We start from the raw sequence: 14,851 nt of genomic DNA on the forward strand, positions 1-14,851 counted from the left end.
CGGTATTAATTTCCGATGGTAGTAATCATCAGACTTGGAAGCGTCACTATCTTAGAAGCGATAGTGAGAGAACGCCTTGTTGGCTTCCGCCATACGGTGCACGTCTTCACGCTTCTTGACCGCGCCACCCTTGTTCTGGGAAGCGTCGATCATTTCATTGGCCAGTCGCTGCGCCATGGACTTTTCACCGCGCTTGCGGGAGAAATCCACCAACCAACGCATTGCCAGAGCGGTACGACGCGCAGGACGCACTTCTACCGGCACCTGGTAGGTAGCACCACCAACACGACGGGACTTTACTTCCACCATCGGAGCGATGTTTTCCAGGGACTCTTCGAAAATCTCAATCGGATCCTTGTTCAGTTTTTCTGAAACCAGATCCAGTGCACCGTATACGATGCTTTCCGCCACGGACTTCTTGCCGCTGATCATGACATGGTTCATGAACTTGGCCAGAGTCACATTCCCGAACTTGGGATCGGGCAGCACTTCGCGCTTGGCGACTACACGTCTTCTTGGCATGGGATTGCCTCTCTTCAGGGTTACTCCGAGACGCCGCCGTAAACAGTTACAACTCGGCGAGCTCAGCCTTACTCCGGTTATTCGTTAAACCGAAACGCAAATTGTGACCTAGGGAATTAACCCTTAGGACGCTTGACGCCGTACTTGGAACGGGCCTGTTTGCGATTGTTTACGCCGGCACAGTCAAGTGCGCCGCGTACAGTGTGGTAGCGCACACCCGGCAGGTCTTTTACACGACCGCCGCGAATCAGCACCACGCTGTGCTCCTGCAGGTTGTGGCCTTCACCGCCGATGTACGAAGTTACTTCGAAACCGTTGGTCAGGCGCACACGGCAAACTTTACGCAGTGCAGAGTTCGGCTTCTTCGGTGTAGTGGTATACACACGAGTGCAGACTCCGCGACGTTGCGGGTTAGCTTGCAATGCAGGCACATCGCTTTTTTCAACTTTGCGTTTTCTCGGCTTACGAACCAACTGGTTGATCGTTGCCATTAAAAATCACTCCAAAAATAAAACGCCCCCACCATCAACTGCAGTGAGGGCCTATCGTCAGTGCGTAACCACCCGGGCTATCCGAAGACAGCGGACGGTTCCACCCCATTAGCGGGGGCCGCATTCTATAAACTGCGACACCCCTAGTCAATCACCATGGACAATAAACACTCACTGCCATGGTGACTGCGATTCGGTACCGACCGGGCGGAACTGCCCGGTCGGCGACATGCGGCCGACTTACTCCCCGGATGATTTCAGGGCTTCGGTCAGCGCCGCTTCCACCTCTTCCGCAGACGGGCCTTCGGCATAACCGAAGCTCACCTGCTGGGTGCGCTTGCGCTTGCGCTCGGCGTGGTAGGCGAGACCGGTACCGGCCGGGATCAGACGACCCACAACCACGTTCTCCTTCAGGCCGCGCAGGCTGTCTTCCTTGCCGGTCACCGCTGCTTCGGTCAGTACGCGGGTGGTCTCCTGGAAGGAGGCCGCGGACAGGAAGGACTCGGTCGCCAGAGACGCCTTGGTGATACCCAGCAGCAGGCGCTCGTACTGAGCCGGCTGTTTGCCTTCGGCGCGCAGGCGCTCGTTTTCTTCGATGACCGCCTGGTACTCGACCTGCTCACCCTTGATGAACTCGGAATCGCCCATCTCCAGAATTTCAACTTTGCGCAGCATCTGACGCACGATGGTTTCGATGTGCTTGTCGTTGATCTTCACACCCTGGAGGCGGTAAACCTCCTGGATCTCATTGGTGATGTAACGCGCCAGTTCCTCAACGCCTTTGAGGCGCAGGATGTCGTGCGGGTTGGACGGGCCGTCGGAAATGACCTCCCCCTTCTCCACGGTTTCCCCCTCGAACACGGTCAGCTGGCGGTGCTTCGGAATCAGGACCTCGTAGGAGTCCTTGCCGTTGGCCAGCGGCTTGCCGTCTTTCGGGGTGATCTGCAGGCGCACCTTGCCCTTGGTCTCTTTACCAAAGGACACGGTACCGGAGATCTCCGCCAGGATGGACGGCTCTTTCGGCTTACGTGCTTCGAACAGGTCGGCAACGCGCGGCAGACCACCGGTGATGTCCTTGGTACCGCCGGATTCCTGCGGAATACGGGCGATGACGTCACCCACGTTCACCTTGTCGCCCTCTTTCAGGCTCAGGATCGCGCGCGGCGGCAGCGCGTAGTGCGCCGGGGCACTGGAACTCGCCAGGGTCAGTTCTTCACCGTTCTCGTCCACCAGGGTTACCGCCGGGCGCAGGTCTTTACCCGCAGCCGGACGTTCCGCCGGGTCGATCACCTCGATGGAGGACAAACCGGTGATTTCGTCGGTCTGCTTGCGGATGGACAGGCCATCTTCCATACCGGACAGTTTCACCCAACCCGCCACCTCGGTAATGATCGGGTGGGTGTGCGGGTCCCACTTGGCGACGATCTTGCCGCCTTCAACCTCGGCACCTTCGTCAACGCTGATCTGTGCACCGTAGGGCAGCTTGTAGCGCTCGCGCTCGCGACCGGCGCTGTCGGCAAGCGCCAGCTCACCGGAGCGGGAAACCGCCACCAGATTGCCGTTTGCCGCCTTGACCGTCTTCACATTGTGCAGACGTACGGTACCGCCCAGCTTCACCTGAATGCTGTCCGCCGCGGAAGCACGGCTCGCCGCACCACCGATGTGGAAGGTCCGCATGGTCAGCTGGGTACCCGGCTCACCGATGGACTGCGCCGCGACAACACCCACGGCTTCACCCGGGTTGGCGCGGTGGCCGCGGGCCAGGTCGCGACCGTAACACTGGGCGCAGATACCGTGGCCGGTTTCACAGGTGATCGCGGAACGCACGATAACCTCGTCGATACCCATGCCTTCGATGCGCTCTACCCACGCCTCGTCGATCATGGTGCCGGCCGGTACCGCGATCTCGTCGCTGCCGGGCTTGGGCACATCGCGGGCCACGACGCGGCCGAGGATACGGTCACCCAGAGATTCGATCACGTCACCACCCTCGATCACCGGCGCCATGGTCAGACCTTCGTCGGTGCCACAGTCGATCTCGGTGATCACCACGTCCTGGGCCACGTCCACCAGACGGCGGGTCAGGTAACCGGAGTTCGCGGTTTTCAGTGCGGTATCCGCCAGACCTTTACGCGCACCGTGAGTGGAGATGAAGTACTGCAGTACGCTCAGACCTTCACGGAAGTTCGCAGTAATGGCGTTTTCGATAATGGAGCCGTCCGGGCGCGCCATCAGGCCGCGCATACCGGCGAGCTGACGGATCTGCGCCTCGGAACCCCGCGCGCCGGAGTCGGCGTACATGTACACGGAGTTGAAGGAGTCCTGTTCGGTTTCCTCACCGGCCTTGTTGATGACCTTTTCCTTGCGGATGCCGGCCATCATTGCCTGGGTTACCTTATCGTTGGTACGGGACCACACGTCGATAACCTTGTTGTATTTCTCACCCGCGGTTACCAGACCGGAGGCGAACTGGCTCTCGATCTCTTTCACTTCCTCTTCCGCGGAAGCGATCAGGTCGGCCTTGGCCGCCGGGATCTCGAAGTCGTTCACACCGATGGAGGAACCGGACTTGGTGGAGAAGTCGAAACCGGTGTACATCAGCTGGTCAGCAAAGATAACGGTCGCCTTCAGGCCCACCTTGCGGTAACACTCGTTCAGAACGCGGGAGATCGCCTTCTTCTTCATGGGCTGGTTGACCATGTCGAAGGGCATACCGTCCGGCACAATGTTCCACAGCAGCGCGCGGCCGACAGTGGTGTCGTACACGGTGCGGGTCTTGCGCTTCTCGCCGTCTTCGCCGATTTCCACTTCGTCGATACGCACTTTCACCTTCGCCTGCAGGCCAACCTGCTTGGCGTAGAAGGCGCGGCTCACTTCCTTGATATCGGTGAAGAACATGCCTTCACCTTTATCGTTCACGCGCTCGCGGGTCATCCAGTACAGACCCAGTACCACGTCCTGGGAAGGCACGATGATCGGCTCGCCGTTGGCGGGCGACAGGATGTTGTTGGTGGACATCATCAGCGCGCGGGATTCCAGCTGCGCCTCGATGGTCAGCGGTACGTGTACCGCCATCTGGTCACCGTCGAAGTCGGCGTTGTACGCCGCACACACCAGCGGGTGCAGCTGGATCGCTTTACCTTCAATCAGTACCGGCTCGAACGCCTGGATACCCAGACGGTGCAGGGTCGGGGCGCGGTTCAGCAGTACCGGGTGCTCGCGGATCACCTCGTCGAGGATATCCCACACCACCGCTTCTTCGCGCTCGACCATTTTCTTCGCCGCCTTGATGGTGGTGGCGAGGCCGCGGGCTTCCAGTTTGCCGAAAATGAACGGCTTGAACAGCTCAAGGGCCATTTTCTTCGGCAGACCGCACTGGTGCAGACGCAGGGTCGGACCTACCACGATCACGGAACGACCGGAGTAGTCAACGCGCTTGCCCAGCAGGTTCTGACGGAAACGACCCTGTTTACCCTTGATCATGTCGGCCAGGGATTTCAGCGGGCGCTTGTTGGAACCGGTGATGGCGCGACCGCGACGACCGTTATCCAACAGGGCGTCTACCGCCTCCTGCAGCATGCGCTTTTCGTTGCGCACGATGATATCCGGCGCGTTCAGCTCGAGCAGGCGCTTCAGACGGTTGTTGCGGTTGATCACGCGGCGGTACAGATCGTTCAGGTCGGAGGTCGCAAAACGACCGCCGTCCAGGGGTACCAGCGGACGCAGGTCCGGCGGCAGCACCGGCAGCGCCTGCATAACCATCCACTCCGGCTTGTTGCCGGACTTGTAGAAGGCTTCCAGCAGCTTCAGGCGCTTGGACAGTTTCTTGATCTTGGTCTCGGAATTGGTGGACGGAATCTCTTCCCGCAGACGCTGAATTTCAGACGGCAGGTCGATATCGTTCATCAGTTCCTGGATGGCTTCCGCACCCATTTTGGCTTCGAACTCGTCGGCGAACTCTTCCATCGCCTCGAAGTACTGCTCGTCGTTCAGCAGCTGACCGCGCTCCAGGGTAGTCATACCCGGATCGGTCACTACGTAGGATTCGAAGTAGAGCACGCGCTCGATGTCGCGCAGGGTCATGTCCAGCAGCAGACCGATACGGGACGGCAACGATTTCAAAAACCAGATGTGCGCAACCGGCGATGCCAGTTCGATGTGGCCCATGCGCTCGCGGCGCACCTTGGCCTTGGTCACTTCCACGCCGCACTTTTCGCAGATGATGCCGCGGTGCTTCATGCGCTTGTACTTACCGCACAGGCACTCGTAGTCCTTGACCGGGCCAAAGATCTTGGCGCAGAACAGGCCTTCGCGTTCCGGCTTGAAGGTACGGTAGTTGATGGTCTCCGGCTTTTTCACTTCGCCGTAGGACCAGGAGCGGATCATGTCCGGGGATGCCAGACCGATACGGATCGCGTCAAATTCTTCCAGCTGATCCTGGGCTTTCACCAGGTTTAACAAATCTTTCAAGGCCTTTCCTCCACTGGGGGGTGGTCATCCCGGCCGCTGCAGCCTGGGCCGGGAAGGCCGGCAGCGTTGAACAAACGCTACCGGCACTTTTCTGTTCGCCTGCAAGCAGGCTCCTACAACTTTTGCTTCAGGACTTATTCGTTTTCCAGCTCGAAGTTCATACCCAGCGAGCGGATTTCCTTGACCAGTACGTTGAAGGATTCGGGCATGCCCGGCTCCATGCGGTGGTCGCCATCCACGATGTTCTTGTACATCTTGGTACGACCTTCCACGTCATCGGATTTGACCGTGAGCATTTCCTGCAGGGTGTAGGCGGCACCGTAAGCTTCCAGTGCCCACACCTCCATCTCACCGAAACGCTGACCACCGAACTGGGCCTTACCACCCAGCGGCTGCTGGGTAACCAGGCTGTAGGAACCGGTAGAACGCGCGTGCATCTTGTCGTCCACCAGGTGGTTCAGTTTCAGCATGTACATGTAGCCCACGGTGACCGGACGCTCGAAGGCATCACCGGTACGGCCGTCGTGCAGGGTGATCTGACCGGAATCCGGGATATCCGCCAGACGCAGCAGCTGCTTGATCTCGGATTCCGCGGCACCGTCGAACACCGGCGTGGCCATCGGCACACCGCCGCGCAGGTTCTCAGCCATCGCCAGGATTTCCTGGTCGGTCAGCTGGTCCAGCTCTTCCTTGTTACCGCCAGTGGAGTTGTATACCTCTTCCAGGAAGCCGCGGACTTTCGCCACTTCCTGCTGCTCCTTGATCATGCGGTCGATCTTGGCACCGAGGCCCTTCGCCGCCATACCCAGGTGCATCTCCAGTACCTGACCCACGTTCATACGGGACGGAACACCCAGCGGGTTCAGCACTACGTCTACCGGCACGCCGTTTTCGTCGTAGGGCATGTCTTCCACCGGTTTGATCACGGAGATAACACCCTTGTTACCGTGACGACCGGCCATCTTGTCACCGGGCTGGATGCGACGCTTGATCGCCAGGTAAACCTTGACGATTTTCAGCACGCCCGGTGCCAGATCGTCGCCGGATTCCAGTTTCTTCTTCTTGTCTTCAAACTTCTCGTCGAGCAGTTTGCGACGTTCTTTCAGCTGGGCTTCGGCTTTTTCCAGCTGCTCGTTCAGGCTGTCTTCCACCATGCGCAGCTTGAACCAGTCTTCGCGCGGCAGGCTGGACAGCACTTCTGCGGTCAGCTCGTCGCCTTTCTTCACGCCCTTGCCGCCGGCAACCTTCTGGCCTTCCAGTGCTGCCTGCAGACGCTCGAAGGTGGCGCCTTCGACGATGCGGTATTCCTCGTTCAGGTCCTTACGCACTTCGTCCAGCTGCGCCTTCTCGATGGCGATGGAGCGCTGGTCTTTCTGCAGGCCGTCGCGGGTGAAGACCTGTACGTCGATCACGGTGCCGCGGGTGCCGGAGGGCGCACGCAGGGAGGTGTCTTTAACATCGGACGCCTTCTCACCGAAGATCGCGCGCAGCAGTTTCTCTTCCGGGGTCAGCTGGGCTTCGCCTTTCGGGGTCACCTTGCCGACCAGGATGTCGCCAGCGCCCACTTCCGCACCGATGTACACGATGCCGGACTCGTCCAGCTTGTTCAGCGCCGATTCGCCCACGTTGGGGATATCCGCGGTGATTTCCTCACTGCCCAGCTTGGTGTCGCGGGCAATACAGGTCAGCTCCTGGATGTGGATGGTGGTGAAGCGGTCATCCTGCACCACGCGCTCGGATACGAGGATGGAGTCCTCGAAGTTGTAGCCGTTCCAGGGCATGAACGCGATGCGCATGTTCTGGCCCAGCGCCAGCTCACCCAGGTCAACGGACGGGCCGTCGGCCAGGATATCGCCACGCTCAACCACATCGCCGGTCTTCACGATCGGGCGCTGGTTGATACAGGTGTTCTGGTTGGAACGGGTGTACTTGGTCAGGTTGTACAGATCCACACCCGCGTCGCCGGCTTCTACCTCGCTGTCGTGCACACGCACAACTACACGGCTCGCGTCCACACGCTCGATCACGCCGCCGCGCTTGGCTACCACGCAAACGCCGGAGTCGCGCGCTACGGTGCGCTCCATACCGGTGCCCACCAGCGGCTTCTCAGCGCGCAGGGTTGGAACCGCCTGACGCTGCATGTTGGAACCCATGAGTGCGCGGTTGGCGTCATCGTGCTCGAGGAACGGAATCATCGCCGCGGCCACAGACACTACCTGACGAGCAGACACGTCCATGTACTGGATTTCGTCCGGGGTCTTCAGAGTAAATTCGTTCTGGTGACGCACACTGACCAGGTCATCGGTAAAGCGACCGTTCTCGTCCATTGCAGCGGACGCCTGTGCAATCACGTAGTTCGCTTCGTTGATCGCGGACAGGTATTCGATCTGGTCGGTCACCTGGCCGTCCACCACCTTGCGGTACGGGCTCTCAAGGAAGCCGTAGTGGTTGGCGCGGGCAAAGGTGGCCAAAGAGTTGATCAGACCGATGTTCGGACCTTCCGGCGTTTCAATCGGACACACGCGGCCGTAGTGGGTCGGGTGCACGTCGCGCACCTCGAAGCCCGCGCGCTCGCGGGTCAGACCACCCGGGCCCAGTGCAGATACACGGCGCTTGTGGGTCACCTCGGACAGCGGGTTGTTCTGGTCCATAAACTGGGACAGCTGGGAGGAACCAAAGAATTCCTTCACCGCGGCCGCTACCGGCTTGGCGTTGATCAGGTCCTGCGGCATCAGGCCTTCGGACTCCGCCATGGACAAACGCTCTTTCACCGCGCGCTCTACGCGTACCAGGCCGACGCGGAACTGGTTTTCCGCCATTTCGCCCACGGAACGCACACGACGGTTACCCAGGTGGTCGATGTCGTCCACCATGCCGCGACCGTTGCGGATCTCGATCAGGGTCTTCAGAACGTCAACAATGTCCTCTTTGCTCAGGGTGCCCTGACCGGTTTCGTCTTCGCGACCCAGGCGACGGTTGAACTTCATGCGACCAACCGCGGACAGATCGTAGCGCTCGTCGGAGAAGAACAGGTTCTCGAACAGGGACTCCGCGGACTCCTTGGTGGGCGGCTCGCCCGGGCGCATCATGCGGTAGATTTCTACCAGCGCTTCCAGCTGGGTGCGGGAAGGATCGGCGCGCAAGGTGTCGGACACGAACGGACCGCAGTCGAGATCGTTGGTGTACAGGGTCTCGAACTGCTTGATGTTCAGGACGCGCAGCTTGTTGATGACTTCATCGGTAATTTCGGTATTACATTCGATGGCCACTTCACCGGTGGACTCGTCGATGATGTCGTGGGCCAGTACGCGGCCATTGGCGTAAGACACCGGCGCTTCCAGGGTTTCCACCCCGGCTTTTTCCAGCTGGCGAATGTGGCGCGGGGTAATACGGCGCCCTTCCTCGACAATCACCTTGCCGCTGCCGTCCTTGATGTCGAAGGAGGCCACATCACCGCGCAGACGCGACGGGATCAGTTTCAGGCTGACGGTTTCGTTGTTCAGGGTGAACTTGCTGGTTTCAAAGAACATTTCCAGCATTTCCTGGGAGCTGAAGCCCAGGGCGCGCAGCAGGATGGTCGCCGGCAGTTTGCGGCGACGGTCAATACGCACGTAGACCAGGTCTTTCGGATCGAACTCGAAGTCGAGCCAGGAACCACGGTAAGGAATCACCCGTGCGGCGTACAGCAGCTTACCTGAGGAGTGAGTCTTGCCCTTGTCGTGATCGAAGAACACACCCGGGGAACGGTGCAGCTGGGACACGATCACGCGCTCGGTACCGTTGATTACGAAGGTACCGTTTTCAGTCATGAGCGGAATCTCGCCCATGTACACTTCCTGCTCTTTGATGTCCTTGATGGACTTATTCGCAGATTCTTTATCGTAAATGATCAGGCGCACGCGCACACGCAGCGGGCACGCGTAGGTAACGCCGCGCAGGGTACATTCCTTGACATCGAATACCGGCTTGCCGAGGGTGTAGCTCACGTACTCCAGTGCGGCGTTGCCGGAGTAGCTGACGATCGGAAATACAGACTTGAACGCCGCCTGCAGACCCATATCCAGGCGCTCATCCGGGCGCGTGTCGGCCTGCGTGAATTTGCGATACGAGTCCAGCTGTATCGCAAGCAGGAAAGGTACGTCCATGACCTTAGGCAGTTTGCCAAAATCCTTGCGGATACGTTTTTTCTCAGTGTATGAGTAAGCCATTCATATTCCCCAGCTTGATCAGTGACAAGACTTCCTTAGAACTGCGGTCAACACGGTGACGATACGCAGCCCATCCGGGCGAGAAGTCTCTGCACATTGCGCTACGCTTTAAGAAGCTGATCAAAAAGCGTACCGAAATCTGCGCAAACGTCTCTATAAATTTGCCTTGGAACCGGAGGTTTCTTCATTTCCCGTAACGGGAAAAGCCCGGTGTCGCAAACGGCAAAAAGGCCGGCGGACAAAAGTCCACCAGCCTTTCCGCCAGCGGTTGATTACGCAGCCACTGGCGGTGCTGTGTAGATCCGAATTACTTCAGTTCTACGGTAGCGCCAGCTTCTTCCAGCTGCTTCTTCGCATCTTCAGCTTCAGCCTTGGCTGCAGCTTCTTTCAGAGTGCTCGGAGCGCCGTCTACCAGTTCTTTGGCTTCTTTCAGGCCCAGACCGGTGATGCCGCGAACAACCTTGATCACGTTCACTTTCTTGTCGCCTGCGGAAGTCAGAACGATGTCGAAAGAGTCTTTCTCTTCAGCCGCTTCAGCAGCCGGGCCAGCAGCAACAACAGCAGCAGCTGCAGTTACGCCGAACTTCTCTTCCATAGCGGTGATCAGCTCAACAACGTCCTTAACGGACATCTCGGCGATCGCATTGATGATATCTTCTTTAGTCAGAGACATGAGTTAGTACCTGATTTCGTGTGAGCAGCAAGCTGCTCGTAAATTCAATAAAAAGTCGTTGAAAACTGCGATTTCGCGAAGCGAAACAATTACGCAGCTTGCTGCTCTTTTTGGTCGCGAACGGCCGCAATGGTGCGGACCAGCTTGCCAGCAGAGGCTTCTTTCAACACGCTCATCAGCTGGGCGATTGCTTCGTCGTATGTCGGCAGGCTTGCCAACAGTTGGACGTCAGTCGCTACGCCTTCGAAGGCGGCACCTTTCAGTTCCAGCTTGTCATTCTTCTTCGCGAAGTCACGCAGGATGCGCGCACCGGCACCCGGGTGTTCATTGGAAAAAGCAATGATGCTGGGACCGACGAATTTCTCAACGAGACATTCGAATTCGGTACCGGCCAGAGCGCGACGCGCCAGAGTATTACGAACAACTTTCAGCCAAACGCCGTGTTCGCGAGCCTCTTTGCGCAGGGCAGTCATGTCATTCACGGTTACGCCGCGGGAATCCGCAACAACCGCAGACAGAGCACCCTCAGCAGCCTGCTGGACTTCCGCGACAATCGCTTTCTTGTCTACGAGTCCAATAGCCATAGTGTCACTCCTGGATTTGAATGAAGACCGGGAACCACATGTCACCCGACCCGTTCCGGTGCTTTAAGCTCAAATCCAGTAAAAATACTGGTTTGGGCACACCGTCTGCGTAGGCTCGATACCGTATTGACCAACCTGGCCTCGTATCGGATTAAGCAGTGGGCATTTAAACCTCAAACACCCGCCGCGCCTACGGTCTTTGACGGCCCGCCACCCGGTAAACCAGAGCGGCGGACCCCAAAGTTCTTTTTACTGAACGCTGCTAACTTTCTTGGGAAAACCCCACTAGAAAGTTATTTAACGTCCAGAGAAGCCTGGTCGATGGTCAGACCCGGGCCCATAGTGGTGCTCAGGGTGATCTTCTTCAGATACACGCCCTTGGCAGAAGCCGGTTTGGCTTTCTTCAGATCCGCTACCAGCGCTTCCAGGTTTTCCTTCAGCAGCTTGGCGTCGAAGCCGATTTTGCCGATACCACCGTGAATGATGCCGCCCTTGTCAGCGCGGAAGCGCACCTGACCGGCCTTGGCATTCTTAACCGCGGTTACCACGTCCGGGGTTACGGTGCCGGTTTTCGGGTTCGGCATCAGACCGCGCGGACCGAGGATCTGGCCCAGCTGGCCAACAACGCGCATCGCGTCCGGAGAGGCGATAACCACGTCGAAGTCCATGTTGCCGGCTTTGATGTCGGCAGCCAGTTCGTCCATACCCACCAGTTCAGCGCCAGCTGCCTTGGCAGCTTCAGCGTTGGCGCCCTGGGTAAATACGGCTACACGCACGTCTTTACCGGTACCGTGCGGCAGAGTAGTCGCACCGCGAACGGCCTGGTCGGATTTGCGCGGATCGATACCCAGGTTGATGGCGGCATCAACGGTTTCCGCGAATTTGACATTGGAGAACTCTTTCAGCAGGGATACCGCTTCGTCGATACCGTATGCCTTGCCAGACTGGAGTTTTTCAGCGATAGCGCGCTGACGCTTGGTCAATTTGGCCACTTACACGCCCTCCACTTCGATACCGGCACTGCGTGCGGAACCAGCGATGGTGCGCACAGCTGCTTCCAGGTCGGATGCAGTCAGGTCAGCTTTCTTCATTTCCACGATCTCTTCGATCTGAGCGCGGGTTACTTTGCCCACTTTCTCAGTGTTCGGACGGCCGGAGCCGCTCTTGATCTTGGCAGCCTTGCGCAGCAGAACCGCGGCGGGCGGGGACTTCATAACGAAGGTGAAAGAGCGATCGCTGTATACAGAGATCACAACAGGAATCGGCAGGCCCGGCTCAATACCCTGGGTCTGGGCGTTGAACGCCTTACAGAATTCCATGATGTTCACGCCTTTCTGACCCAGCGCAGGACCAACGGGCGGACTCGGGTTGGCCTGGCCGGCCTTCACTTGCAGCTTGATGTAAGCTTCTACTTTCTTAGCCATTACAGCTTCCTCTTTAACTGGGTATTAGCGCCTGCGCTGTACACTTTTACAAACGTGCAACGCTCAGCTCCCCTGTTTGTACCCCTGCCACCGCTCACCAAATCGGCAACACAGTTTTCAGGGACGCGAAAGCCCCCTTCCGCGATTAGCGAAAGAGGGCCGAATCCTTCCAGCTCGAAATCAGCCTTTCTCTACCTGACTGAATTCCAGCTCTACCGGCGTAGAGCGACCGAAGATCAACACCGCCACCCGCAGGCGACTCTTCTCGTAGTTGACCTCTTCCACCACACCGTTGAAATCGTTAAACGGACCGTCGATAACCCGTACCATTTCACCCGGCTCGAACAGGGTCTTGGGCTTGGGTTTCTCCGCAGCGTCATCCATACGATTCAGGATGGCCTGCGCTTCGCGATCGGTAATCGGCGCCGGCTTGTCCGCCTTGCCGCCGATAAAGCCCAGCACACGGGGAGTTTCCTTCACCAGGTGCCAGGTGTCGTCATTGAGCTCCATTTCCACCAGTACATAACCAGGGAAAAACTTGCGCTCACTCTTACGCTTCTGACCGGCACGCATCTCCACCACTTCTTCCGTGGGGACAAGCACTTCACCAAACAGGTGATCCATTTCGTGCAGCTCAATGCGCTCCTTCAGAGAAGACGCCACGCGTTTCTCATAACCGGAGTAAGCCTGAACCACGTACCAATGCTTTGCCATGGATTAACCTTTAGCCAATGATCTTGGAAGCGAGCCAGCCGAGGCCAGTATCCAGCCCCCACAGAATAACCGCCATCAACAGCACGAACACCACCACAATCAACGTGGTCTGCGTTGCCTCCTGGCGAGTCGGCCATACCACCCGACGCACTTCATTCTGAGCTTCCCGCAGCAGGTTCCAGAAGCTACTACCCTTCTCTGTCTGCACAGCAACAAATGCCGCCGCAAGGCAAAGCGCAACAATTGCCAGGACACGATACAACAGGGGGATTTCGGCGTAGTAGGAATTGCCCGCCACAGCGGCACCGACAAGCAGCACAACCAGCAGCCACTTCAGGCCGTCAAGACGAAAGGTTTTCGCCTCTACTTTAGCATTCATACAAAGAAGCCTTTAGCGCGCCCCTTTACCGCAAGGCGCCTTTATTGCCAACGACCACAAAGAGCGACAGCAGTACAGGATAGCCCAACTGCAGGCCCCTTGCGGGCATCTGAAAGTTGGCAGGCCAGGAGGGACTCGAACCCCCAACAGCCGGTTTTGGAGACCGGTGCTCTACCAATTGAACTACTGGCCTGGAACACTTCCGGAGGTGGACTGCGCCACTACCGGAAAAAATGAGGGGCGGATAATACCACCCACCCCAGCATTTGCAAGTGCGACTTACGATTCACTCGAAAGCCGCACTTATTCACCGATTACTCGATGATTTTGGCTACAACGCCAGCACCAACGGTACGGCCACCTTCGCGAATCGCGAAACGCAGACCTTCTTCCATGGCGATCGGGGCAATCAGGGTAACGGTCATCTGAACGTTATCGCCCGGCATTACCATCTCGGTGCCTTCCGGCAGTTCACACGCACCAGTTACGTCGGTGGTACGGAAGTAGAACTGCGGACGGTAGCCCTTGAAGAACGGGGTGTGACGACCACCTTCGTCCTTGGACAGTACGTACACTTCCGCTTCGAACTTGGTGTGCGGAGTGATGGAACCCGGCTTGGCCAGTACCTGACCACGCTCTACTTCGTCACGCTTGGTGCCGCGCAGCAGGGCGCCGATGTTCTCACCAGCACGACCTTCGTCCAGCAGCTTGCGGAACATTTCCACACCGGTACAGGTGGTGGTGGTGGTGTCACGGATACCAACGATGGCGATTTCATCACCAGTCTTGACGATACCACGCTCTACACGGCCGGTTACTACGGTACCGCGACCAGAGATGGAGAATACGTCTTCGATCGGCATCAGGAACGGCTTGTCGATAGCGCGCTCAGGCTCCGGGATGTAGGCGTCCAGGGTTTCCACCAGTTTCTTAACGGCAGTGGTACCCATTTCGTTGTCGTCTTCGCCGTTCAGCGCCATCAGCGCAGAACCAACGATGATCGGAGTGTCGTCGCCCGGGAACTCGTACTGGTCCAGAAGTTCGCGAACTTCCATCTCCACCAGTTCCAGCAGCTCTTCGTCGTCGACCATGTCGGCTTTGTTCAGGAATACCACGATGTACGGTACACCTACCTGACGGGACAGCAGGATGTGCTCGCGGGTCTGCGGCATGGGGCCGTCAGCAGCGGAACATACCAGGATCGCGCCGTCCATCTGCGCCGCGCCGGTGATCATGTTCTTCACGTAGTCGGCGTGTCCCGGGCAGTCAACGTGCGCGTAGTGACGAGTCGGGGACTCGTATTCCACGTGGGAAGTGGAGATGGTGATACCGCGCTCGCGCTCTTCCGGTGCGTTATCGATACCGTCGAAGGCAACGGCAGCGCCA

At 58.3% G+C, this 14,851-nt stretch carries 11 protein-coding genes and 1 tRNA gene; all 12 read right to left on the reverse strand.

Going from position 1 to position 14,851, the window contains the following annotated elements; genetic code table 11:
• Window positions 1-51: 51 nt before the first annotated feature.
• A complete protein-coding gene (gene rpsG / locus FDY93_RS16945) occupies window positions 52-522 on the reverse strand; it encodes a 30S ribosomal protein S7 (protein ID WP_010130334.1) in 471 nt (156 codons plus the stop codon).
• Window positions 523-638: 116 nt separating this feature from the next.
• Window positions 639-1,013 carry a 30S ribosomal protein S12 gene (gene rpsL, locus FDY93_RS16950; protein WP_105101976.1) on the reverse strand — a complete coding sequence of 125 codons (375 nt, stop codon included), beginning with the start codon at window positions 1,011-1,013 and terminating at the stop codon, window positions 639-641.
• 240 nt (window positions 1,014-1,253) lie between these two features.
• Window positions 1,254-5,483 (reverse strand): DNA-directed RNA polymerase subunit beta', encoded by a 4,230-nt coding sequence (gene rpoC / locus FDY93_RS16955; RefSeq protein WP_138236943.1) that lies wholly within the window; start codon window positions 5,481-5,483, stop codon window positions 1,254-1,256.
• A gap of 134 nt (window positions 5,484-5,617) precedes the next feature.
• Window positions 5,618-9,691 (reverse strand): DNA-directed RNA polymerase subunit beta, encoded by a 4,074-nt coding sequence (rpoB, locus tag FDY93_RS16960; RefSeq protein WP_138236944.1) that lies wholly within the window; start codon window positions 9,689-9,691, stop codon window positions 5,618-5,620.
• Window positions 9,692-9,998: 307 nt separating this feature from the next.
• Window positions 9,999-10,364, reverse strand: a complete 366-nt coding sequence (rplL, locus tag FDY93_RS16965; protein ID WP_105101979.1) for a 50S ribosomal protein L7/L12 — start codon at window positions 10,362-10,364, stop codon at window positions 9,999-10,001.
• An 89-nt stretch (window positions 10,365-10,453) separates the two neighbouring features.
• Window positions 10,454-10,948: a 50S ribosomal protein L10 gene (rplJ, locus tag FDY93_RS16970; protein ID WP_138236945.1), complete on the reverse strand. Its 495-nt coding sequence runs from the start codon at window positions 10,946-10,948 to the stop codon at window positions 10,454-10,456.
• A 293-nt stretch (window positions 10,949-11,241) separates the two neighbouring features.
• On the reverse strand, window positions 11,242-11,940 hold the full coding sequence (gene rplA, locus FDY93_RS16975; RefSeq protein WP_138236946.1) for a 50S ribosomal protein L1: 699 nt from the start codon (window positions 11,938-11,940) through the stop codon (window positions 11,242-11,244).
• Complete coding sequence (rplK, locus tag FDY93_RS16980) at window positions 11,941-12,372, reverse strand: 50S ribosomal protein L11 (RefSeq protein WP_138236947.1); 432 nt, start codon at window positions 12,370-12,372, stop codon at window positions 11,941-11,943.
• Window positions 12,373-12,552: 180 nt separating this feature from the next.
• A complete protein-coding gene (nusG, locus tag FDY93_RS16985) occupies window positions 12,553-13,086 on the reverse strand; it encodes a transcription termination/antitermination protein NusG (protein WP_105101983.1) in 534 nt (177 codons plus the stop codon).
• Window positions 13,087-13,096: 10 nt separating this feature from the next.
• The gene (gene secE / locus FDY93_RS16990) at window positions 13,097-13,465 is read right to left on the reverse strand and encodes a preprotein translocase subunit SecE (protein WP_138236948.1); all 369 of its coding nucleotides are present in this window, start codon (window positions 13,463-13,465) and stop codon (window positions 13,097-13,099) included.
• Between the two features lie 117 nt (window positions 13,466-13,582).
• Window positions 13,583-13,658, reverse strand: a tRNA-Trp gene (locus FDY93_RS16995).
• A 121-nt stretch (window positions 13,659-13,779) separates the two neighbouring features.
• A partial coding sequence (gene tuf / locus FDY93_RS17000; RefSeq protein WP_138236949.1) for an elongation factor Tu occupies window positions 13,780-14,851 on the reverse strand: 1,072 nt, incomplete at its 5' end.

The organism is Microbulbifer harenosus (genome assembly GCF_005771435.1).
GTDB classification, from domain to species: domain Bacteria; phylum Pseudomonadota; class Gammaproteobacteria; order Pseudomonadales; family Cellvibrionaceae; genus Microbulbifer; species Microbulbifer harenosus.

Excerpts from the sequence above, each read along its gene's own strand:
- rplJ (WP_138236945.1), bottom strand. The coding sequence starts at position 10,948 with ATGGCTATTGGACTCGTAGACAAGAAAGCGATTGTCGCGGAAGTCCAG.
- rplK (WP_138236947.1), bottom strand. The coding sequence starts at position 12,372 with ATGGCTAAGAAAGTAGAAGCTTACATCAAGCTGCAAGTGAAGGCCGGC.
- rplL (WP_105101979.1), bottom strand. The coding sequence starts at position 10,364 with ATGTCTCTGACTAAAGAAGATATCATCAATGCGATCGCCGAGATGTCC.
- rpsG (WP_010130334.1), bottom strand. The coding sequence starts at position 522 with ATGCCAAGAAGACGTGTAGTCGCCAAGCGCGAAGTGCTGCCCGATCCC.
- secE (WP_138236948.1), bottom strand. The coding sequence starts at position 13,465 with ATGAATGCTAAAGTAGAGGCGAAAACCTTTCGTCTTGACGGCCTGAAG.
- rpsL (WP_105101976.1), bottom strand. The coding sequence starts at position 1,013 with ATGGCAACGATCAACCAGTTGGTTCGTAAGCCGAGAAAACGCAAAGTT.
- nusG (WP_105101983.1), bottom strand. The coding sequence starts at position 13,086 with ATGGCAAAGCATTGGTACGTGGTTCAGGCTTACTCCGGTTATGAGAAA.
- rpoB (WP_138236944.1), bottom strand. The coding sequence starts at position 9,691 with ATGGCTTACTCATACACTGAGAAAAAACGTATCCGCAAGGATTTTGGC.